The organism is Achromobacter semiaridum (assembly GCF_053543755.1).
In genome coordinates this window covers 52,777-75,169 of the sequence record NZ_JBLVOL010000021.1, presented here as the reverse complement: position 1 = coordinate 75,169, position 22,393 = coordinate 52,777, and the positions used below count along the sequence as shown (strand labels likewise).

Here is a 22,393-nt window from a genome sequence, read left to right as displayed (position 1 = left end):
CGCACACCGAAATTCATTGCCGGCATCGCGCCGTGCCCGCGCCACCCCGCGCTTCATGCTTTCTTCCCTGACGCTGGCCACGGGCCTGGGACTGTGTGTGGCCTTAAGTCTGGCCGTCGCGCCCGGCGCGGTGCGCGCCCAGAACGCCGGCGTGTCGATCAACATCGGCGCGCAGCCGCTGGGCGATGCCCTGCTGCAATGGGCGGCGCAGACCAAGGTGCGCGTGTTTTATGCGCCCGACGTGGTGGCGGGCCTGTCCAGCCGGGGTTTGTCCGGCAGCATGACGCCTGAAGACGCGCTGCGCGGTTTGTTGCAAGGCACGGGCGTGGTGTACCGCTGGCAGGGCGACAGCATCATCCTTACGCGCGATGGCGGCGTGGCCAGCCTGGCGCCCGTGACCGTGCTGGGTAATTCAGACCCGGCCGTGACCGAAGGCACGGGTTCCTACACCACCCCCGCATCCGCGGCCGCTACCGGGCTGACGCTGTCGCTGCGCGAAACGCCGCAGTCCGTCAGCGTGGTGACGCGCCAGCGCATCGACGACCAGAACCTGCGGTCGCTGGATGAAGTGATGGGCAACGTGGTGGGCGTGCAGGTGGTCAGCGAGGATTCCGACCGCACCGATTTCTGGTCGCGCGGCTTCTACATCGACAGCCTGCAATACGACGGCGTGCCCACCACCATCGGCTTGTCCATGTATGGCGAATCCGACAACGATTCCTTCATCTATGACCGCATCGAAGTCGTGCGCGGCGCCACCGGCTTGATGACGGGCGCGGGCAACCCCGGCGCATCGATCAACCTGGTGCGCAAGCACGCCAACAGCAAGACCTTCACCGGTTCGGTCAGCGCGGGCTTCGGCTCGTGGAACCAGTATCGCGGCACGCTGGACATGTCCACGCCCTTGAACGAAGCCGGCACGGTGCGCGCCCGCATGGTCGCCGTGTACCAGGGCCGCGATTCCTATATCGACCTGTACCAAGCCAACAAGAAGGTGTTCTACGGCGTGATCGACGCCGACCTCACGCCCAACACCACCTTGAGCATCGGCGCCGACTATCAGGACAAGCGCCCGCGCGCATCCACCTGGGGCAGCTTGCCCGTGGTGTTCAGCGACGGCACGGACACGAACTGGCGGCGCTCCAAGACCACGGCGGCCGACTGGACGTATTGGCACACCACCAACGAAACCGTATTCGCCACGTTGTCGCACCGCTTCGAAAGCGACTGGGAAGTGCGCGCCGACTGGTCGCATCGCAAGAGCAAGTACGACGCCAAGCTGCTGTACCTGTATGGCGACCTGGACCGCCAAACCGGCACGGGCCTGCGGGCGTTGCCGGGCTACTGGAATTCGTACGCCGACCAGACCTCGCTGGATGTGCAGGCCAAGGGGCCGTTCACCTTGCTGGGCCGCAAGCACGAAGTGGTGGTGGGCGCCATGCGCAGCCGCTATGGCGAAGACTTCTATCGCTATGGATTTGAAAGCGCGTCGCTGGCCGGCACCGGCAACTTCTATCAATGGGATGGTTCCTTCGCGCAGCCGACCTGGACGGACGCCACCTTGCGCGACACCGTCACGCATCAGCAGGGCGCGTACGCCGCGGCCCGCTGGTCGCTGACCGACCGCCTGACGGCCATCACCGGCGGCCGCTACGCCACGTGGGAATCCAAGTCGAACACGCGTGATCAGAAGGACTCGCAGTTCATTCCCTACGCGGGCGTGGTCTACGACATCAACGACACGTATTCCACCTACGTCAGCTACACCGACATTTTCCAGCCGCAGGATAACCGCGACCGCAACGGCAATTACCTGGACCCGGTGCAAGGCAAGAACTACGAAGTGGGCGTCAAGGGCGAATACCTGGACGGGCGCCTGAACACGTCGATTGCGCTGTTCAAGGTCAAGCAAAGCAAGTTGGCGGTGCTGGATGGCGACGCCTTGGTGCCCGGCTCGATGGACCAGGCCTACACCACGGCCGACGGCGTGACGACCAAGGGGATCGAACTGGAAGTCAGCGGCCAGTTGGCGCCGGGCTGGAACGCCTACGCGGGCGGCACGTACTACACCAGCCGCGACGCCGAAGGCGTGTCCGTCAACACCGAACGGCCGCGCGCCATGGCCAAGCTGTTCACCACCTACCGCTTGCCGGGCGACTGGAGCCGGCTGACCGTGGGCGGCGGCGTCAATTGGCAGATCTCTACCTATAGCCAGGTCAGCGCGGGCGACGCTACCGTGACGGCCAAGCAGAAGGCCTACGCCATCTACAACCTGATGGCGCGCTACGACTTCAGCTCGGCCTTGTCGGCCCAGCTGAACGTGAACAACCTGTTCGACAAAAAATACTATATGGGCGGCGTCGCCAGCCAGGTGTATTACGGCGAACCCCGCAGCGTGTTCGTCAACCTGACCGCCAAGTTCTGATCGGGCACCCCGGCAAATCCCGTCTTGAAAACGATTCAAAGATATTTATAATTGCGAATCATTTTCATTTTGTTTAGGGATCTGGCGGCGACGCCGGGGCGCTCCGCCATGCCATCCTCTTCCTTCGCGGCCCATGCCGAGGTGCAATCGGTTTACCAGGCTCACCACCAGTGGCTGCGCAATGTGCTCCAGCGCAAGCTGGGCAATGCCTGCGATGCGGCCGACGTGGCGCACGATACGTTCGAACGGCTGATCCGCGCCAACGTGCGCGAACCCTTGGCCGAGCCGCGCGCCTATCTGCGTACCATCGCCACGCGCCTGGTCATTGGCCGGGCCCGCCGCGCCGCACTGGAAGCCGCCTATGCCGAGTCCCTGGCGCTGCAACCCGTGGCGGTCGAACCGTCGGTGGAGCATCGTGCGCTGATCCTGGAAGCGCTGGAACAGATCTGCGAACTGCTGGACACGCTGCCCATGAACAGCCGCCGCATCTTCCTGATGGCGCAGGTGGATGGCATGTCGTATGCCGAGATCGCGCAACAGCTGGGCCTGACGCCCAACGCGGTGCAAAAGTCCCTGGCCCGCGCATTGGTGCATTGCTACACGGCGGTCTACGGATGAGCCGGGGCTTGATGGACGGCGCCAAGCTGCTGCGCCCGCACGCGCCCGAGGCCGGGCGCGTCGATCCCAAGGTGTTGCGACAGGCGGCTGACTGGTGGACGCGCTTGCGCGAAGACGCCAGCGATGCCGACCGCGCGCGATTCGAACAATGGCGGCGCGCGCAGCCCGCTCATGAACTGGCCTGGCAACGCTTGACCGCGTTAACGCGCGATGTGGCGACGGGTGTGGCGCAGGCCGGCTTTGACGTGGCTGCCCACACGTTGCGCCAGGCGCCCTTGATCCAATCGCGCCGCAACGCCATCCGGTGGATGGTGACGGCGGCGGGCCTGGGCTTCGGCGCGTGGGCGGTGGGCGAAGCCGGCGGCGTGCGCCGCTTGGCGGCCGACCTTTCCACCGGCACCGGCGTACGCCGGGCGCTGACCTTGCCCGACGGCACGCGGCTGGAACTGAACACGGCCAGCGCGGTGGACCTGCGCTACACCGCCACCTTGCGCGAGGTGGTGCTGCGCGAAGGTGAAATCCTGGTGACGACGGCGCAAGACGCCACGGGCCGGCCGTTCCACGTCCGCACGCGCAGCGGCATCCTCACGCCGGTGGGCACGCGCTTTGTGGTGCGCGATCTGGACGATGGCCGGGCGCTGCGCGTGGCCGTGCTGGAAGGCGCGGTGGACGTGCGCGGGCTGGACCCGGCCGATGCGCCGCGCCGTGTGCACGCGGGCAAGCAGGCAGAATTTTCCAAGGCGGGCGGCTATGCGCAGCGCCCGCTTGAGGCGGCGGCGTCGGCCTGGACCAACGGCATGCTGATCGCCGACGAAATGCCGCTGGCGCAGTTCCTGCAAGAGTTGGGCCGCTATCGACCGGGCCGGCTGGCCTGTTCCGGCGAGGCGGCCGCGCTGCGCGTGGTCGGCGCGTTTCCGCTGGCCGATACCGAGCGCGTGCTGGACATGCTGCAAGACGTGCTGCCCGTGCGCGTGCGCCGCTACACCCGTTACTGGGTGTCGGTGGGGCTTGCCTAGAAAGTTGTAACCGGAACGGCGTAACGCGCCCGCTTGCGCGTCATGTAAGGAAAGCAGCCCGATCGCATCCACCCGCGCGGCGCTGCGCCCATCCTTCATGAGCCAGGAATCGCCCTTCATGTCTTCTCGTCCTGCCCGCGTGGCGCCCGCCGCCCGCCTATCCTCGCCGCGCCGCCAACTCTTGCCACGCACCCGTCTCAGCGTTGCCCTGCATCTGGCCTTGCCCGCCATCGCCCTGGCGGCCCCGTGGCCGTCCGCCGTGCATGCGCAAGCGGCCTCCGCGGACCCGCGCGCGGTGACGTTCGACATTCCGGCCGGGCCGCTCAGCACGGCGTTGGGCGCGTTTGGCGTGCAGGCGGGCGTGATGGTGGCCTCGGACCCGGCACTGACAGCCAACGCCCGCACCCGTGGCGTATCGGGCACGCAGTCGGTGGACACGGCGTTGTCCGAACTGCTGGCGGGCACCGGTTTGCAGGCCGTGGGCCGCGCCGGTGGCGGGTACCGTTTGCAAGCCGCGCCGGCGGCCGGGCAGGCGGCAACGCTGGCCCCCGTGACGGTGACGGGCAGCTACAACCCCACGACAGACGGCACGGGGTCCTACACCACTCCCGCCGTCACCATCGGCAAAACTACGCAGGCGCTCAAGGACATTCCGCAGTCCATCACCGTGCTGACGCGCCAGCGCATGGATGACCAGGTGATGACCAGCCTGCCGGACGCCATCAACAACACGGCCGGCATGGTCGGCGTGCAAGGCGTGGGGTCGGGCGTGGCGATCAATTCGCGGGGCTTTCCCGTAGACCTGCTGCAATACGACGGCGTGTCCCTGCTGCGCAACAGCTACAGCCTGGGCAACTGGGAGCAGGACTCGCTGGTGTTCTACGACCGCGTGGAAATTCTGCGTGGCGCGGCCGGCCTGCTGCAAGGCGCGGGCAGCCCGGGCGGGGCGATCAACCTGGTGCGCAAGCGCGGCGGCGCCGAACCGTCGGTGGTGCTGTCCGGCAAGGCCGGCTCTTGGGACCACTACGGCCTGACGCTGGATGCGGGCGGACCACTGAACGCCGCCGGCACGCTGCGTGGGCGCGTGGTGGTGGACGAAGACCAAAGCCATTCGTATATCGACTACGTGTGGGACAAGACGCGCAACCTGTACGCCGCGCTGGACTTCGACGTGACCGAGGACACCACGGTGGGCATCGGCATCAGCAACCGCTACAGCCGATCGCGCCCGATGATCGTGGGCTACCCGCGCTACCAGGACGGCGGCGCCATCGATCTGCCGCGCTCGACGTTTACCGGGTCCACCTGGAACCGCGCCAAGAACGACCAGACGATCTTCAACGCCGACCTCACGCATCGCTTCAACGACGCCTGGCGTTTCAAGCTTGCCGGCGTCGCCATGAACGAGAAGAACACCACGGTGCATCAACGCGTGGCCGACGCCGTGCAGCGCGACGGCAGCGGCTTGTCGTATGGCGATTTCGGCGTGGACTTCAACAGCAAGCAGCGCGGGGCGGACATGTCCGTCAGCGGCAGCTTCAATGCGCTGGGCATGGACCAGGAAGTGGTGCTGGGCGCCAACTATTCCAAGCTGACCACGAACGACCGCTTTACGCGGGTGTGGGAAGAAAACGGCAATATCTTCGACCTGGACCACCATCGCCCGTGGCAGGACATCGAATCCATCGCGGCGGCCAGCGGCTATGACTCGCGCAGCAGCTACGACATCCGCCAAAAGGGCATCTACGGCACGTGGCGCGTCAAGCCCACCGAGTCGCTGGCGCTGATCGGCGGCGGCCGCGTCGGCTGGTTCGACTATTCCTACAGCGGCGGCGGCGGCACCACCACGTCCAGCACATCCGGCAAATTCATTCCGTACGCCGGCATCGTCTATTCGCTGACCGAAAACTGGTCCGCCTACACCAGCTACACCACGGTGTTCGAACCGCAGACGCAGCGCACGCAGGAAGGCAGCCTGCTCAAGCCCATCGAAGGCAACAACTACGAAGTGGGCATCAAGGGCGAACTGGCGGACGGGCGCATCAACACGCTGCTGGCGCTGTTCCGCTACGACCACAAGAACCGTGCCGTCAACGATTACGCTGCCGGCTTCGCGTGCGACGGCTGGTATTGCTCGCGCGCGTCGGGCAAGGTGCGCAGCCAAGGGGTGGAAGCGGAAGTGTCGGGTGAAGTGCTGCGCGGGCTGGAGCTGTACGCAGGCTACACCTACAACACCACCAAGTATCTGGAAGACCCCGACAACAAGGGCCAGGTCTTCAACACCTGGACGCCCAAGCACATGTTGCGCCTGTGGGCCAACTACAAGCTGCCGGGCATGATGAACCGCCTGAGCGTGGGCGCGGGCGTCAACACGCAGACCGACACGGTCAGTTCGGACCGCGCCTTCAAGCTGGCGGGCTTCACCATCTGGAATGCGCGCGTGGGTTATCAGGCCACGCCGGAACTGAGCATCGGCCTGAACGTCAACAACGTGTTCGACAAGAAGTACTACGTGCCGTCCTACAACACGTTGAACAGCAACAACTACTACGGCCAGCCACGCAACTTCATGCTGACGTTCCGCTACGCGCCGAAGCTGTAAGGCCCGGCTAGGCCCCCATCAGCGCGTGCACCTTGCGCGCCAGCTCATCCAGCGCAAAAGGTTTCGGCAGGGTGGGGGCGCCCGATTCGGCCAGGGTCTGTGAACCCGAACCGGTGATGAAAAGCACCTTCAGGCCGGGCCGCAACATGCGCCCGGCGTCCACCACCTGGCGCCCGTCCATGCGGCCGGGCAGGCCCAGGTCGCAAATCAGCAGATCGATCTGGCCCGGCGCCGACAGCGCGCGCAATGCACTGGAACCGTCGGTGGCCTGAATCACGGCGTAGCCCAGTTCGGACAACGTTTCGACAACCACGGCGCGCACCGAGACGTCGTCCTCGGCGACCAGCACCGTCGCGCCGGTGGAGGCGCGCGGCGGTTCCAGGCGCGCGGACATTTCGACGGGCGCCAGCGCCCCGTCAAAACGCGGGAAGTACAGGCTCATGGCCGTGCCCTGGCCGGGCCGCGAATTGACCTGCACCTGCCCGCCGGACTGCCGCACAAAGCCATACAGCATCGACAGGCCCAGCCCCGTGCCCTGGCCGGGCGACTTGGTGGTGTAGAACGGTTCAAAAATGCGCTGCATGGTTTGTGGCGTCATGCCGCAGCCGGTGTCCGTGACCGTCAGGCGCAGGTAATCGCCCATGGGCAGGCCGCGTTCGCGCGAGGTCTGCTCGGTCAGCGTGACCTTGGCCGTTTCGATGCCCAGCCGGCCTTGCCCTTCCATGGCGTCGCGCGCGTTCAGGCACAGGTTCAGCAGCGCGTTTTCAAACTGGTGCGGGTCAACCCAGGCGGCCCACAGCCTGGGTTCGCACGCCAGGTCCAGCGCGATGCCGGGGCCCACGCTGCGGCGGATCAGGTCTTCCATGCCGCGCACCAGGTGGTTCACATCCACCGCTTGTGGCGACAGGGGCTGGTTGCGCGAAAACACCAGCAGCCGGTGCGTCAGCGCGGCGGCCCGTTCGGTGCCACGCTGCGCCACTTCAATGTGGCGTTCAAGCTCGCCCAGCCGTTGCTGCGCCAGACGCAGGCTGATCAGCTCCAGGCTGCCCGCGATGCCCATCAGCAAATTATTGAAATCGTGCGCCAATCCGCCGGCCAACTGGCCCACGGCTTCCATCTTCTGGCTTTGGCGCAAGGTGTCTTCCGCCTGCCGCAGGGCTTCGGCCTGCGCGCGTTCCGCCTGCACCCGCGACGTGGTTTCGATCACGGTGTCGATCATGCCGACCACCGCGCCGGTTTCGTCGCGAACGGGGCTGTAGCAGAAGGTGAAAGCGGCTTCCTCGGCCTCGCCAAATCGTTCGATGACCAGCGGGTAATCTTCGATGAAGGTGGCTTCGCCGGCGAAGGCGCGGTCGGCGATGGGGCCGATCATGGCCCAGGCTTCGCTCCAGACATCGCTGAACGGGCGGCCCAGCGCTTCGGGCTTGGCGCCCAGGATGGGCCGGAACGCGTCGTTGTAGATCGTGATGAGTTCCCGGCCCCAGACCAGGCAAGACGGAAAGCGGGACGACAGCACCATGCCCGCCGCCACACGCAGCGCCGTGGGCCATTCGCTGACGGGGCCCAGCGGCGTGGCACCCCAATCGAAGTCAGCCACCTTCCTGCCCATCTCGCCGCCGCCGGCAAGAAAAGAGGGGAACGTCGGAAGGTTCTGCATGGTGGTATCTGCGAGAGAACGGGTGCTTGATTCTATCTGACGCCCTTGGCGAAGTTAAGCTATGCGGCTTGCGGAATATCAAAGGACTTGCACCCCGTTTGCCATACCCGCGCGCGCGATGAAAGGGCGATTGATATAAAATAAAAATCGTTCCCATTTGCGATATCGCATCAGGTGCGCCTTGCCTGCTTCCCACTTATCCGCCTCTGACAACGTCACGAAGCTCTATCGTGATCATCACGGCTGGCTGTCGATTTGGCTGCGCAAAAAGCTGGGCAACTCCTTTGACGCGGCCGATCTGGCGCACGACACCTTTGTGCGCTTGATGTCGGGGCGCCGCCATGACGGCGCGGGCGGCGAGCCGCGCGCGCTGTTGACGCACATCGCCAAGGGCCTGATCGTGGACCACTGGCGCCGCCGCGCGGTCGAGGACGCCTACCTGGCCGTGGTGGCGCAACTGCCCCCGCGCGAGGCGCCATCGCCCGAACAGCGCGCGCAGATTCTTGAAACGTTGCACGCCATCGACACCACGCTACGTACCTTGCCGCCCAAGACGCGCGAGATCTTTCTGCTGTCGCAATTCGACGGCATGACGTATGCCGACATCGCCACGCGTGAACGGGTGTCGCTGGCCACCGTCAAGCGCCACATGCAGCGCGCGCTGACCGCCTGCCTGATCGCCTTTGCCGGGCACGCGCCATGAGCGGCGCCGTGGGGGGCAACACGGGCGGCAACACGGGCGGCAACATGGGCGGCGTCATCGATTCCGCCATCCTGCAAGAGGCCGCCGGCTGGCTGGTGCGCTTTCAGTCCGAAACGCTGTCCGCCGCCGACCGCGCCGCCTTTGACCGGTGGCGTGACCGCAGCGACTCACATCGCGCGGCATGGGCGCGGGTGGAAGACATGTTGCGCGGCTTCGGCCAGGTGCCTTCCGCTATTGGCAGCCACACCCTGCGCGGACTGGACCGGCCCGGCCGCCGCCAGGCGATACGCGCGCTGGGCGCGCTGCTGATACTGGGTCCGGCCGCCGTGGCAGGTTGGCGCGGTTTGCCCTGGCGCGAATGGGCGGCGGATGCGCGCACGGCCACGGGCGAACGGCGCCGGCTGGACCTGGCCGACGGGACACAGCTGGTGTTGAACACCGCCACGGCCGTCGACATCCAGTACACGGCCGATGAGCGCGTCCTGTGGTTGCGCGCAGGCGAAATCCTGCTGACCACCGGGCGCGACCCCTCACCCGTGTACCGCCCCTTTATCGTGCGCACGACGCAAGGAACGATACGGGCGCTGGGCACGCGCTTCATGGTGCGCGATGACGGCGCCGGCATACGCGTGGCGGTGTTTGACGGCACGGTCCGGATACAGCCGCAGGGTCGCGGCGCGAATCCGGAGCCGGCTTCGATGCTTCTGCATGCGGGGCAGCAAACCGTCTTCACCGCCGACGACATCGCGCCCGTGGCGCCCGCCGACACCGCGTCTACGTCCTGGGAGCAGGGCATGTTGACCGTGCGCGACTGGCGCCTGGCCGATCTGGTGGACCAACTGGCCCGATACCGGCGCGGCGTGCTGCGTTGCGATCCGGCCGTGGCGGGGCTGCGGGTATCGGGCGCCTTTCCCCTGGCTGATATCGACGGCAGCCTGCGCCTGTTGGAAAAGACCCTGCCGGTGCGCATCAGCCGCGTCACGCCCTTCTGGATAACGGTGGCCGGCCGCCCCGGCGTTACAAATTAATTGCTTTTTGGCTGAGCCTTTTTTTCGCTTCGTCCGGTGTACCGGGTGAATCGTCGCGACACGCGAGCGCCACCCCGTCCCTTACGAAGGATCGTTTCATGGTTTTCCGAGATACCCGTTCGCCGCGCCTGCCCCGTGGCATCGCCACCCTGTCGCCGTGGGCGACGATAAGGCAAACCACCGGCTCGGGCTTGATGCTGCTGGCCGTCGCGGGCGCGCCGGTGGCCGCCACGGCGGCAGAGACGAACACCGTTGCGTCGGGCGCCGCTGCGTCGGGCGCCGTTGCGTCGGGCGCCGCTGCGTCGGGCGCCGCTGCGTCGGGCGCGTCGTTGGCATCCGCCCCGGCCGTGCGCCGGTCTTACGCCATAGGCGCCGGTCCGCTGGGCGATGTGCTGGCGCAGTTCGCGGCGGCGGCGGGTGTGCCGCTGTCGTTTGACTCCACCTTGCTGGCAGGACAGCACAGCAGCGGCATCGTGGGCGCCTACACCGTGCGCGAAGGCTTTGCGCGCTTGCTGGACGGGTCCGGCTATACCGTGGCGGAGCAGGGCGCGGGCGCCTATTCGCTGCGCAAGCTGCCGGCGGGCGACGGCGGCGCGGCCACGCTGCTGCCCAGCATCACCGTGGCCGGATCGGGCGTGACACCGTCGGCCCTGCCGCCCGAGTTCGCGGGCGGCCAGGTGGCACGCGGCGCGCGCATGGGCCTGCTGGGCAATCGCGACGTCATGGACACGCCTTTCAACGTCACCAGCTACACCTCCGACATGCTGACCAACCGCCAATCGGTCACGCTGGCCGATGCGTTGAACGCCGAGCCCTCGGTGCGATTTACCGGCCAGATCGGCGGCGTGACCGATTCCTTTTATATCCGGGGCTTTCCCATCGGCGAAGGCAACTTGGGCGAAATCGCGTTCGACGGCGTGTACGGCGTGGCCCCGAACTATCACGTCTTCACCGACTACATCGAACGCGTCGAAGTGTTGAAAGGCCCGGCCGCGCTGCTGTACGGCATGTCGCCCAACAGCGGCGTGGGCGGCGTGATCAACATGGTGCCCAAGCGCTCGTTGCCGCAAGACCTGACGCGCCTGTCGGCCGACTATGTTGGCGATTCGCAGTTTGGCGGGCGCGTGGACCTTAGCCGCCGCTTCGGCAACGACGGCGAATGGGGCGTGCGCGTCAACGGCATGCATCGCCAGGGCGATACGCCGTTGGACAACCTGACGTCGCGCACCGACATCGGCGCGCTGTCGCTGGACTATCAGGGCGAGCGCCTGCGCGCATCGCTGGACCTGTTGACCCAACATGAAAAAGTCGACGCGCCCACGCGCCCCTTCCTGGTGGCTTCCGGCATCGACGTGCCACATGCGGCCGATGGCCGCCGCAACGCCACGCAGCCCTGGGGCTGGTGGAAGTCCGACGGCCAATCGGCGCTGCTGCGCGTGGAATACGACGTCAGCGACCGCCTGACCGTGTTCGCCGATGCGGGCGGATCGGACACCGACGTGTCGCGCCTGTCTGACCAGACGCCCACCATCGTCAACAGCGCCGGCGACACGCTGGTCACGCCCAACAACTTCCGTTTCAAGGTTGAACGCAGCACCTATAACGCGGGCCTGCGCGCCAAGCTGGACACCGGGCCGGTGCGCCACGCCATCAGTTTCATGGGCAGCCTGTACAGCGACCGCAACCTTCAGGCCAGCGTGTCCGGGACACCGCTGACGTCCAACATCTATCACCCCATCACGCGCCCCGAGCAGAACATCCCCGCGCCGCGCAACGTGCCCAAGGTGTCGTCGTCCGACCTGACCGGCCTGGCCCTGGCCGACACGATGAGCATTCTGGACGAGCGCGCGCAGTTGACGGTGGGCGTGCGGCAGCAGCGCATCGAATCGCGCAACTTCAACGCCACGACGGGCGTGCGCACCGTCAGCTATGACGAAAGCGCCACTACGCCGCTGGCGGGCCTGGTCGTCAAGCCGTGGAGCAACGTGTCGCTGTATGCCAACTACATCGAAGGCTTGAGCAAGGGCGACGTGGCGCCGGCCACCGCGTCCAACGCCGGCCAGGTGTTCAAACCCTACAAGGCCAAGCAGAAGGAAGTGGGCGTGAAGGTGGAGCTGGGCAACGCGATGCTGACCTTGAGCGCGTTTGAAATCACCAAGCCCAGCGGCCAGTTGACCAACGGCGTGTACGGCGCGGACAGCGAGCAGCGCAACCGCGGGCTTGAATTGGGGTTGTCCGGCGAACCGCTGCGCGGCTTGCGCCTGTTGGGCGGCGTGACCTGGCTGGACGCCGAGCTGACGCGCACCAACAGCGCCGCCACGGTTGGCAACCGGCCGGTGGGCGTGCCGACATTCTCGGCCAACCTGGGCGCGGAATGGGACATGCCGTGGGTCGCCGGGCTGACGCTGACGGGCGGCATGGTCTATACCGGGCGCGAATATATCAACCAGGCCAACACGCAGTCGGTGCCGTCGTGGACCACGTTCGACGTGGGCGCGCGCTACGCGATGCGCGTGCAGGGCAAGGACGTGACGTTGCGCGCCAATGTGGTCAACGTGACCAACCGCGCGTACTGGTCCGGCGTGGCGTCCTACGGCACGATTTCGCAAGGCGTGCCGCGCACGCTGATGCTGTCGGCGTCGATGGATTTTTGATCGGCGTGTACACAGGAAGCTCCGTGTGTCGAGCAGGCGCGTTCCCGCCCGTGTGTGCCGCTTCGCACCGACCTCAAGCCCGGCTGCTTGCGAACACCATGCAGACCGGGCTGCCCACGCGCACGTCGTAGCCGTCGTGCGCCAGCGTGCCGTCCTGCGCGTTGACGCGCATGCGCACCAACGTGTCGCTGTCTTCGTTAAGCACGAATAGAAAGCGGCCGTCCGGCGACAGCGTGAAGAAGCGGGGCGTCTTGCCACCGGAGGGCACGTGCTGCACGGGCGTCAGGCGGCCATTGACGCCGTTCACCCGAAACACCGCAATGCTGTCGTCGCCCCGGTTGGACACGTACAGGTGGCGGCCGTGAGCGTCCATGGCGATGCCGGCGGCGCGGCTGTTGCCGGTATAGGTGTCCGGCAAGGACGGCAGCACTTGGAAGGGCCGCGGGGCGCCGGCCGTAACCGTGTAGGCCGCCACGGTGTTGTCCAGCTCGTTCACCACGTACAGCCAGCGGCCGGTGGGGTGGAACGCCGCATGGCGGGGGCCGGCGCCTTCGCGCGTGTCGGCCACACTATGCGGTTTTGTGCCCACGCCGTGCGGGTCCAGCGTGTAGACAAACACGCGGTCCAGCCCCTTGTCGGGCACGGCCACGAAGTGTCCCGACGGATCGACCACGTTGTAATGCGGCTTGGCAAAGGGCTGCTCTTTGCGGTGCGGGCCGGGCTGGCCGGGCATGGCGATGCACTGCGCCACCGGTCCCAGGGCGCCGTCATCCGCCACGGGCAGCACGGCCAGCGTGCCGCTCAGGTGGTTGGACACCATCAGAAAGCGGCCCGACGGCGCCAGCGCCAGGTGCACCGGGTTGCGGCCGTGGCAGTCCTGCTGGTGCCAGGGCGTCAGCCCGCCGTGATGCGGGTCGCGATGCAACGCGCTGACTTCCTGGCTGTCGCCGTGCACGGTGTACAGCACGGGCAGCGTGGGGTGCGGCAGCAGGTACGAGGGGTTCAGCAAATTCCCGACGACTTGCGTCGGCGTCAGGGTGCCGGTGCCGGCAGCGTAGTCAAAGACGCTGATGCCGTCGCCGCGGGCATTGCGTTCGCGCGTGGTGCGCGAGCCGATATAGACGTGCATGGGCTTGCCTTCTTTACAAAAAACCAGCCGGCCGCGCACGTCATCGCGCGTCAGGCCGGGGAAGTCAGGATGCCGCTGATGCGCGACAGGTTGTCCAGGGTGCTGCGCAGATGGCTGGACAGCGCGGCGGCGGCTTCGTCGTTGCGCTCGCGTTCCAGCAAATCAAGAATGGCCAGGTGCTGATCGCAGTGTTGTTGATAGCGGCTGCGGTCCTGCATGGACCGGTACGACAGCAAGCGGCGCACGCGGTTCACGCGCTTGATGGTGTCGATGAAGAACGGGTTGCCCGACGCCTCGACCAGCGATTCATGAAAGCGCACGCCGCGCTCGTGCAGCTGGTCGGCCGTATCGGTGGCGATACCGCCGTCCAGCAGGTGTTTCTCGGCGGCGCGGCAGCGTTCGATGACACTTTTTTCGATGCGGAACGTGGGCTCCAGCAACGCGGCCGGTTCCAGCGCAAGCCGCAAGCGGTACGACTGCAACAAGCTGTCGGGCGTGGTCATCATGGACGAGAATTCCCAGCCATAGCCGGGCCGGCGCTGTGCCCACCCTTCTTGCGACACGCGCGCCAGCAACGCCTGCGTTTGCGCATTGGTCAGCGCATAGCGCATCCGCAGCTGCGCCTCGCTGCATTGCATGGGCAACTGGCCACGCAACAGGTCATCGGCCAGCTTGAAATAGCTTTGCGTGACGATGTCGTCCGCCGAGGGGGGCGCCAGTTCGGCCAGGTGGTCCGGGTCGTCGGGCAGGGCGTCAAAGTCCTGCTGCAGGAAGTAGCCGCGGTTGGGTTTGCGCGCCACGATGCCGTGTTGTTCCAGCACGCCCAGCGCGTCGTTGACGGGCGAACGCGACAGGCGCAGCCGGTCAGCCAGCTTTTGCGCGGTCAGGTGCGCGCCGCCCGGCAGGCGGTCTTGCCGGATCAGTTCAAGAATTTTTGTGACGGTATTGGTTTGCGCGCTCATGGGGCCGTGGCGGGTCGGAGGGTGTCCGCTAGGATAGCGGGAATGACGCCGCCCATCCGCAACAAACGCACGTCCAATTGGGTCTCGACGGCGGCCGTCGCGTGCAACGCATCCACCGCGCCATTGGCCCGCAGGATGCGCACCGGCACCGAGAGGCGCGGGGCCAGCTTCGCGGCCGGCGCATCGATTTCGATCTGGTCGCCCGACTGTACGGCCAGCGTGTCCGGCGTAACGCCGTCGGGCAAGCGTAGCGGCAGGATGCCCATGCCGATCAGGTTGGACCGGTGGATGCGTTCAAAACTCACGGCCAGCACAGCGCGGATGCCCAGCAGCCGCTGACCCTTGGCGGCCCAGTCGCGCGATGAGCCCGTGCCAAAGCGTGCGCCGGCCAATAGCACCACGGCTTGCCCGTCCTGGCGATAGTGTTCCGCCGCTACCCAGATGGGTTCCACGCGTCCGGTGGGCGCATGGCGCGTGTGGCCGACCGGCGCGTCCGGGCACAGCCGGTTGACCAGGCTTTTGCTGTAGAACGCCGCGCGCATCATGACTTCCCAATTGCCACGGCGCGAGGCGAACACGTTCAGATCGTTGCGGTTGTCGCCGCGCTGGACCAGGTAGTCGGCAATCAGGCTGTCGGGCGGGATGGCGCTGGCGGGCGACAGGTGATCGGTGGTGACGTCGTCGCCCAGCACCAGCAGCGGGTGGGCGACGTAGTGGCCCAACTGCCCGGCCTGTTCGGTGGAGGCGAAGGGCGGGCGGCGCAGCGCGGTGGACGCGGGGTCCCACGGAAAACGCGGCGTGTCCGGCGATTGCAGCGCCTGCCACGCCGGGTTGGCGCTGGCGATCTTGAAGGCGGCGCGGTAGTCGTCCGGCCGCAATCCCTGTGCCAGCGCGGCGTCGATATCGGCGTCGCTAGGCCACAGATCGTGCAGATGGATGGCGCGGCCGTCCGGCGCCGTCTGTACGGCTTCTTGCGACAGGTCGCGCTCGGCATCGCCGGCCAGCGCAAAGGCAATGACCAGCGGCGGCGACATCAGAAAACCCAGATCCAGATCCGGGTGGATGCGGCCGGTGAAGTTGCGATTGCCCGACAGCACGGCCACGGGGTGGACCGCGCCGGCGGCCATGGCGTGGCGCACGGGGCCGGGCAGCGAACCGGAATTGCCGATGCAGGTGGTGCAGCCATACCCCACGATGTCAAAGCCCACCGCCGCCAGATCGTCCAGCAGGCCGGCGCGCGCCAGATAGTCGGCGGCGGCGGGCGAGCCCGGGCCCAACGACGTCTTCACCCAGGCGGGCACGCGCAGGCCGGCCCGGCGCGCCTTGCGGGCCAGCAAACCGGCCGCCATCAACAGGCGCGGGTCGGACGTGTTGGTGCAGCTGGTGATGGCAGCGATGGCCACGGGATAGCGCGGCAAGCCGCCCGCCGCGGGCGCCGCCGGTTGGAAATTCAACGCGGCCAGAATGGGCTTGGTGTGACCGTAGGGGTGCAGGTCCTGCGGCCGCTTGGGGCCGGCCACATGCATGCCGACCTGGCCCAGCGCGACCTCGATCACGCGCGTGTATCGTGGGCTGGCTTGCGGGTCCAGCGCGATGCCGGCGTGTTCGGCGTAGGCCGCCACGCGCGCGATGTGCGCCTCGGTTCGGCCGGTTTGGCGCAGGTAATCCAGCGTGGCGGCGTCGATGGGAAAGTAGCCGGTGGTGGCGCCGTATTCCGGCGCCATGTTGGCGACCACGCAGCGGCTGCCCGCCGACAGGCTGCTGACGCCCGGGCCGAAGAATTCCACGAATTCTCCCGACACCTCGATGGCGCGCAGCCGCTGCGTAACGGTCAGGGCCAGATCGGTGGCGGTGACGCCCGGGGCCAGCGCGCCGGTCAGGCGCACCCCGATCACGTCGGGAATGCGCAGCAATGTCGGCATGCCGAACATCACCGTCTGCGCTTCCAGCCCGCCCACGCCCCAGCCCAGCACGCCGATGCCGTTGATCATGGGCGTGTGGCTGTCGGTGCCGATCATCATGTCCGGAAACAGCAGCCCGTCTTCGCCCTGGCAGACAACGGTGGCCAGCTGTTCCAGGTTGATGGTGTGCATGATGCCGGTGCCCGGCGGGTGGATGCGCACGTTGGACAAGGCCTTGGACGCCCAACGCAGAAAGCGGTAGCGCTCGCCGTTGCGGCGCAGTTCCAGATCCAGGTTCAGCGCGGCGGCGTCCGCCTGCGCATAGGCCTCGACGGCCAGCGAATGGTCCACCGACACGTCCACGGGCAACACGGGGTTGAGCACGGCCGGGTCGGTACCGGCTTCGGCCAGGGCGTCGCGCATGGCGGCGATGTCGACCAGCGCGGGCGTGCTGGTGGTGTCGTGCATCAGCACGCGGCCGGGCTGAAAGGCGATCTCGGCGTCGCTGGTGCCCCGGTCCAGCCAACGCAGCAGGGCAGACACGGCGGCGTCGCGCTCGTCGCCCTGCATATTGCGCAGCGCGTTTTCCAGCAGCAGGCGTAGCACCACGGGCAAGCGCCAGTAGTCCGCGCCAACCATTGCGGGCAGGTCCAGGCAGGCGTGCGCCACGCCGTTCAGCGTGAAGCGGACATGGCGCGGCGGCAAGGCATTAGTGTTTTCCATAGCTGCAAGTTTTGCATATTACACATATAAAATGCAATTAAGTAAAAACCCGGCCGTCATTCGAACAGGCCGAACCGGCCGAATGCCCAGCAGGCTGAACGCCAAACAGGAGACTTGCCATGCCCCCCATCCGACAGCTTGCCGCCGCGACAGCGCGCGCTCTGCCTTTGCGTCTGACGCTCATGCTGCCCCTGGCCTTCGGGCTGGGCGCCGCCCTCATCCCCGCCGCCTCGGCCGTGGCGGCCGATACCGGCCGGCCCATCAGCCTGATCGTGCCGTTTGCCGCGGGGGGCGGTGTGGACGGCATGGGCCGCTTGCTGGCCGAGCGCCTGCGCAGCGAAATGCCGCAGGGCGTGGTGGTGGAAAACAAGCCCGGCGCCAGCGGCATGCTGGGCGCGCAAACGGTGGTGCGTTCGGCGCCGGACGGCACCACCTTGCTACTGGGGTCGGCGGGCGAAACCGCCATCAATCCGCTGGTGTTCAAAAGCAAGATGCAATATCAGCCGGAAAAGGATCTGGTGCCGATCGCGCTGATCGCGCGCGTGCCCAATGTGCTGGTGGCTAACCCCAAGCTGCCGGTCGGCAATGTAAAAGAGCTGGTGGCGTATGGCCGCGCGCATCCCGACAAACTCACGTACGCCACGAGCGGGGTGGGCAACCCGCAGCATTTGAACGGTGAGCTGCTGCAACAGCTGGCCGGGATCAAGATGGTGCACGTGCCGTACAAGGGCGCGTCGGCGCAATTGGTGGATGTGGCGGCGGGCAGCGTTGACCTGACGTTTGTCAGCCTGGCGGGCGCCTTGCCTTTCATCAAAAGCGGCAAGGTAAAGCCGTTGGCCGTCACGTCGGCCAAGCGCGCCTCGTTCGCGCCGGACATCCCGGCCGTGGCTGAAACGCCGTCGTTGAAGGACTATGCGCTGGAAAACTGGTTCGGCGTTTTCGTGGCGGCGGGCACCCCGCCGGACGTGCAGCAGAAGCTGGCCGCCGCCATTGATCGCAGCCTGCGCGACGAGAAATTCGTGGCCAGCATCCGCGACCTGGGCGGCGAGGTCCAGCCCATGAGCCAGGACGAATTCCGCGCCTTCATCAAGGCGCAGACGACGGTGTTCGCCAAGGTGGTGGCCGACGGCAATATCACGGCGGACAACTAGCACCCGTCGTGCAGCAGCAGCTCCAAGCCCACGCGTCGCCCCGACCGCACCCGGCCGATGGCGTGCCGGGCGGTTACGCGGTAGATGCCCTGCGCGCCTTGCACCGGCCGGTGCGACACCGCGATTACCGCCGCGTCGCCCAACGCCAGGGGCAGCACCATGGGGCGCGACTGCATGCGCGGGCGCTGCTCGGTCATGACGAATTCCCCGCCTGTGAAATCCACATCGGGCTCGGACAATAGCGCCACCAGTTGCAGCCCGAACACGGCTTGCCCGTTGTCGTGATGCATCAAGGCTTGATAGTCGCCTTCCCTCAGCGTGCGGATGGCGGACAGCGGGCGGGTCTGGCCGGCGTCGCGATTGCGCTGCGCCCAGGCCGCGAAGTCGTCGGGGTAAGCGTCGGGGGGGACGTTGGGCTCGACATCGGGCAGCTGCAAGGCGGCTTCCCACGCGCGCGCAATCGGCAGCAGATGCCGGTACAGCACCGGCCGCATGGCAGCCAGCGCGGGGGGCACTGTGGCGCCGCCCAGCCGACGCGCGGCGTCCGGCGCAAACAAGCCAGGCAACAGCGCCCAGCCTTGCGCGTCCAGGTCCCGGAATACCTGGCCCCAGTCCGTGTGGTCCAGGGGGCGGTGCAAGGCTTGCCGGCTATCAGGTCGGATGTCGGGCCGGGCGTCGGTGGAGCGTTCTGGTGGTGTCGGGTCGGGCATCGTGGCGTGGCGGGCGTTTTGTGCGTGGCTCAGCATAGGCTTGCGCGCCGGCCGGCGTCACTCCGAACTTTGCTATCGACGTTTGCTGCCGAAGTTTGCTTTGCAGACCATGCAGTATGCTTACCCGCTTCATGAACCGCCCCAATCCCGCCCGCAATGACTGATTTTCCCTTTGACGCCGTGTTGTTCGACTGTGACGGCGTGCTGGTCGATTCCGAACCCATCACCAGCCATGTGCTGACCCAGATGTTGAACGAGCTGGGCTGGGACATCACCCACGAAGAAGCCATGCAGATCTTCACCGGGAAGGCCGTCAAGGACGAGCTGCCGCTGATTGAAGCGCGCACCGGCGCCAAGCTGGGGCCGGAATGGTTCGACGATTTCCGCCAGCGCCGCAACGCCGCGCTGGACCGCGACCTGCTTGAAATTCCCGGCGCGCCCGACGCCGTGCGCGCCTTGCACCGCACGCTGGACGGCCGCATCGCCGTGGCGTCCGGCGCCGACCGCCGCAAGGTTGAGCTGCAACTGGTCAAGGTGGGCATTGCTGACTGCTTTGACGGACGCGTTTTCAGCGGCCACGAAATGCCGCGCAGCAAGCCGTTTCCCGACGTCTACCTGGCCGCCGCCCAGGCGCTGGGCGTAGACCCCAAGCGCTGCGCCATTGTGGAAGACACGGTCACCGGCGCCACCGCCGGCGTGGCCGCGGGCGCCACGGTGTTCGGCTACAGCCCCGACGCCAACGGCCACAGCGGCGCCGAGGCGCTACGCAATGTGGGCGTGGCCCACGTGTTCACCGACATGAACCAGCTGCCCGCGCTGCTGGCCGGCTGGCAGGCCGGGGCGCGCTGATCGGGCTTGCCGCGATCTTGCCCGCGCCGGCTATTTCCCGTAATTCGCGTATTGCTCGCCGCCGTCCAGGTCGATGACGGTCCCGCTCAGGTAGCCCGCGCGCGGTGATGCGCCGAAAACGATCATGTCGGCCACTTCGGCGGGCTCCATCAGCCGGTTGAACGGCAGATCCGACAGCGTTTCCTGCCACCGTTCCTGGTCGCCCCAACGGGCTTGCGCGCGTTGCCGCGCCAGGGTCAGCACGCGGTCGGTCCGCGTGCGCGACGGGTTCACGCCAAAGACCCGCACCCCGTGGCGTGGCGCTTCACCGCCCAACGCGCGGGTAAAGGCGATCAGCGACGCATTGGCCGCCGCGCCGCAGATGTAGTCGGCGCGCGGCGCGGCGCCCGCCATGCCGATGATGTTGGCGATGACGCCCGCGCCCGCTTCGCGCATGTGCGGGTAATAGCAGCGCGCCAGGCTGATGTAGCCATGCACCTTCAATTCCCAGCCCGCGCGCCAGCGTTCGTCCTGCACCTGATCCAGCGCGCCGCCGGGCACGGCGCCGGCGTTGTTCACCAGGATGTCGATGGGGCCGGTGTCTTGCGCCAGCCGTTCCGCCGCGCCGGGCTGTGCCAGGTCCAGCGTCACGGCCTGGGCCGCGCAGCCCGTGTGTTCGCGGATGGACGCGGTGGCCGCATGCAGCGCGGCATCGTCGCGCGCCACCAGGATCGGGTCCGCGCCTTCGCGCGCGAACGCCACGGCGCACGCCAGCCCGATACCCTTCGATGCGCCCGTGATCAGCACGCGTTTTCCGGCCAGCTGCAAGTCCATGTCTGCCTCCTGTGAATTCGCGCCCGCACATGCGGCGCACGCCATCGTTGTAAACCAGTTGCGCGGTCCAAACCAGTAAGGAAACGCAGCATGGCGCGGGCACCGGCGTGCCTGCTATGCTGCTTCACCCTTGTCTTGCAGGAAGCGAAAGATGGCGCAGGTCTGGCTGGAAATCTGGTCTACGGTACGCAGCGAATTCGCGGATATTCCCGACGTCGGTGAAGCCACGCGCATTGTGCTGCGCCTGGGGATGGCGGTGTTCCTGGGCGGGCTGCTGGGCTATGAGCGCGAACGCAGCGGCAAGGCGGCCGGCCTGCGCACGCACATGCTGGTGGCGCTGGGCGCGGCAATCTTCGTGCTGGTGCCCTTGCAAGGCGGCATGGAAGTGGGCGACATCAGCCGGGTGCTGCAAGGCGTGATCGCCGGCATCGGCTTTCTGGGCGCGGGCGCCATCATCAAGCTCAGCGATGAACGCGAGATCCATGGGCTGACCACATCGGCCAGCATCTGGATGACGGCGGCCATTGGCGTGGCGGCGGGCATGGGGCGCGAGGCCACGGCGCTGGTCAGCACCTTGCTGGCGCTATTCGTCCTGGCCGTGCTGCGCCGCGTCGAGGCCCGTATCTCAGAGCGCAAGGAAAAAAACGGCCTGATCGCCACCGACGACAAGCCGGCGCGCAACGGCTGAACAACGGCGTTCAGTTGCCGCCGGACACGTCGATGAACGAGCCGCTGGTGTAGCCGGCTTCTTCGGAACACAGCCACATGACCGCGCCGGCCACTTCTTCCACCGAGCCGCCGCGCCGTAGCGGGATGACGCTTTTCAGGCGGTCGACTCGGCCGGGTTCGCCGCCGCTGGCGTGCATGTCGGTGTAGATGGTGCCCGGGCGCACGCCATTGACGCGGATGCCTTCGGGCGCCACTTCCTTGGACAGGCCGATGGTCATCGTGTCCAGCGCGCCCTTGGATGCCGCGTAGTCCACGTATTCATTGGGCGAGCCCAGGCGCGCGGCGGCCGACGACACGTTGACGATGGCGCCGCCCTGGCCGCCATGCCGCGTCGACATCCGGCGCACGGCTTCGCGCGCACACAGAAAAGCGCCGATGACGTTGGTGGACAGCACGCGCAGCAGGCGGTCGGCTTCCATTTCGTCCAGCCGCATCTGCGTTTCCAGAATGCCCGCATTGTTGACCAGCGCATCGATGCGGCCCAGGCGCTCGTCCAGCGTGCGGAACATATGCAGCACATCGTCCTCTTGCGACACGTCGGCCTGGATGGCCAGCGCGGTGCCGCCGTCTTGCTGGATGTCGGCCACCACGGCGTCGGCGGCGTCGGAATGGGTGCGGTAATTGATGCCCACCGCGTAACCCCGGCGCGCGGCCAGCTTGGCGATGGCGGCGCCGATACCCCGGCTGCCGCCGGTAACGAGTATGACTTTAGGCATGGTGTTC

General features: G+C 67.1%; 17 protein-coding genes. 10 read left to right on the top strand and 7 right to left on the bottom strand.

Annotated elements, in window-relative coordinates; all coding sequences use genetic code 11:
• Positions 1-55 precede the first annotated feature (55 nt).
• The 4 genes from fhuE to ACNPP0_RS07475 all read left to right on the top strand — a co-directional run bounded on the left by fhuE (position 56) and on the right by ACNPP0_RS07475 (position 6,661).
• On the top strand, positions 56-2,425 hold the full coding sequence (fhuE, locus tag ACNPP0_RS07490) for a ferric-rhodotorulic acid/ferric-coprogen receptor FhuE (RefSeq protein WP_448705531.1): 2,370 nt from the start codon (positions 56-58) through the stop codon (positions 2,423-2,425).
• Between the two features lie 108 nt (positions 2,426-2,533).
• Positions 2,534-3,043: a sigma-70 family RNA polymerase sigma factor gene (locus ACNPP0_RS07485; RefSeq protein ID WP_314361872.1), complete on the top strand. Its 510-nt coding sequence runs from the start codon at positions 2,534-2,536 to the stop codon at positions 3,041-3,043.
• Positions 3,040-4,059, top strand: a complete 1,020-nt coding sequence (locus tag ACNPP0_RS07480; protein ID WP_332611265.1) for a FecR domain-containing protein — start codon at positions 3,040-3,042, stop codon at positions 4,057-4,059. The genes ACNPP0_RS07485 and ACNPP0_RS07480 overlap by 4 nt, the downstream gene beginning before the upstream one ends.
• Positions 4,060-4,177: 118 nt before the next feature.
• Positions 4,178-6,661 (top strand): TonB-dependent siderophore receptor, encoded by a 2,484-nt coding sequence (locus ACNPP0_RS07475; RefSeq protein ID WP_332611266.1) that lies wholly within the window; start codon positions 4,178-4,180, stop codon positions 6,659-6,661.
• Between the two features lie 7 nt (positions 6,662-6,668).
• On the opposite strand, the gene ACNPP0_RS07470 is transcribed toward ACNPP0_RS07475, so the two are convergent.
• The gene (locus ACNPP0_RS07470; protein ID WP_332611267.1) at positions 6,669-8,318 is read right to left on the bottom strand and encodes an ATP-binding protein; all 1,650 of its coding nucleotides are present in this window, start codon (positions 8,316-8,318) and stop codon (positions 6,669-6,671) included.
• A 181-nt stretch (positions 8,319-8,499) separates the two neighbouring features.
• Between ACNPP0_RS07470 and ACNPP0_RS07465 the strand changes: the two genes are divergently transcribed.
• From ACNPP0_RS07465 to ACNPP0_RS07455, 3 genes are all read left to right on the top strand, one after another.
• Positions 8,500-9,021 carry a sigma-70 family RNA polymerase sigma factor gene (locus ACNPP0_RS07465; RefSeq protein ID WP_448705483.1) on the top strand — a complete coding sequence of 174 codons (522 nt, stop codon included), beginning with the start codon at positions 8,500-8,502 and terminating at the stop codon, positions 9,019-9,021.
• On the top strand, positions 9,018-10,049 hold the full coding sequence (locus tag ACNPP0_RS07460; protein ID WP_448705482.1) for a FecR domain-containing protein: 1,032 nt from the start codon (positions 9,018-9,020) through the stop codon (positions 10,047-10,049). The genes ACNPP0_RS07465 and ACNPP0_RS07460 overlap by 4 nt, the downstream gene beginning before the upstream one ends.
• 98 nt (positions 10,050-10,147) lie before the next feature.
• The gene (locus ACNPP0_RS07455) at positions 10,148-12,703 is read left to right on the top strand and encodes a TonB-dependent siderophore receptor (RefSeq protein WP_448705480.1); all 2,556 of its coding nucleotides are present in this window, start codon (positions 10,148-10,150) and stop codon (positions 12,701-12,703) included.
• 73 nt (positions 12,704-12,776) lie between these two features.
• Here the strand turns inward: ACNPP0_RS07455 and ACNPP0_RS07450 are convergent, their stop codons facing one another.
• From ACNPP0_RS07450 to ACNPP0_RS07440, 3 genes are read right to left on the bottom strand one after another with little or no spacing between them, the layout of a single operon-like run.
• Positions 12,777-13,832, bottom strand: coding sequence for a lactonase family protein (locus tag ACNPP0_RS07450; RefSeq protein ID WP_448705479.1), 1,056 nt, complete (start codon positions 13,830-13,832; stop codon positions 12,777-12,779).
• 50 nt (positions 13,833-13,882) lie between these two features.
• Positions 13,883-14,794 carry a GntR family transcriptional regulator gene (locus ACNPP0_RS07445; protein ID WP_448705478.1) on the bottom strand — a complete coding sequence of 304 codons (912 nt, stop codon included), beginning with the start codon at positions 14,792-14,794 and terminating at the stop codon, positions 13,883-13,885.
• The gene (locus ACNPP0_RS07440) at positions 14,791-17,418 is read right to left on the bottom strand and encodes an aconitate hydratase AcnA (RefSeq protein ID WP_448705476.1); all 2,628 of its coding nucleotides are present in this window, start codon (positions 17,416-17,418) and stop codon (positions 14,791-14,793) included. Before ACNPP0_RS07440 ends, ACNPP0_RS07445 begins: the two co-directional genes overlap by 4 nt.
• Positions 17,419-17,537: 119 nt before the next feature.
• Here ACNPP0_RS07440 and ACNPP0_RS07435 point away from each other — a divergent pair, with 119 nt between their 5' ends.
• Positions 17,538-18,569, top strand: a complete 1,032-nt coding sequence (locus tag ACNPP0_RS07435) for a Bug family tripartite tricarboxylate transporter substrate binding protein (protein WP_332611277.1) — start codon at positions 17,538-17,540, stop codon at positions 18,567-18,569.
• Here the strand turns inward: ACNPP0_RS07435 and ACNPP0_RS07430 are convergent.
• Positions 18,566-19,315: a 2OG-Fe(II) oxygenase gene (locus ACNPP0_RS07430; protein ID WP_332611278.1), complete on the bottom strand. Its 750-nt coding sequence runs from the start codon at positions 19,313-19,315 to the stop codon at positions 18,566-18,568. The two genes, ACNPP0_RS07435 and ACNPP0_RS07430, sit on opposite strands and share 4 nt — an antisense overlap.
• A gap of 120 nt (positions 19,316-19,435) precedes the next feature.
• Here ACNPP0_RS07430 and ACNPP0_RS07425 point away from each other — a divergent pair, with 120 nt between their 5' ends.
• On the top strand, positions 19,436-20,128 hold the full coding sequence (locus ACNPP0_RS07425) for an HAD family hydrolase (RefSeq protein ID WP_332611280.1): 693 nt from the start codon (positions 19,436-19,438) through the stop codon (positions 20,126-20,128).
• A 30-nt stretch (positions 20,129-20,158) separates the two neighbouring features.
• Here ACNPP0_RS07425 and ACNPP0_RS07420 read toward each other — a convergent pair whose 3' ends face one another.
• The gene (locus tag ACNPP0_RS07420; RefSeq protein WP_332611281.1) at positions 20,159-20,941 is read right to left on the bottom strand and encodes an SDR family oxidoreductase; all 783 of its coding nucleotides are present in this window, start codon (positions 20,939-20,941) and stop codon (positions 20,159-20,161) included.
• 151 nt (positions 20,942-21,092) lie between these two features.
• Here ACNPP0_RS07420 and ACNPP0_RS07415 point away from each other — a divergent pair, with 151 nt between their 5' ends.
• Entirely contained in the window at positions 21,093-21,629 is a 537-nt protein-coding gene (locus tag ACNPP0_RS07415) for an MgtC/SapB family protein (RefSeq protein ID WP_332611283.1), read from the top strand.
• 10 nt (positions 21,630-21,639) lie between these two features.
• On the opposite strand, the gene ACNPP0_RS07410 is transcribed toward ACNPP0_RS07415, so the two are convergent.
• Entirely contained in the window at positions 21,640-22,386 is a 747-nt protein-coding gene (locus ACNPP0_RS07410) for an SDR family oxidoreductase (protein ID WP_332611284.1), read from the bottom strand.
• Positions 22,387-22,393 lie beyond the last annotated feature (7 nt).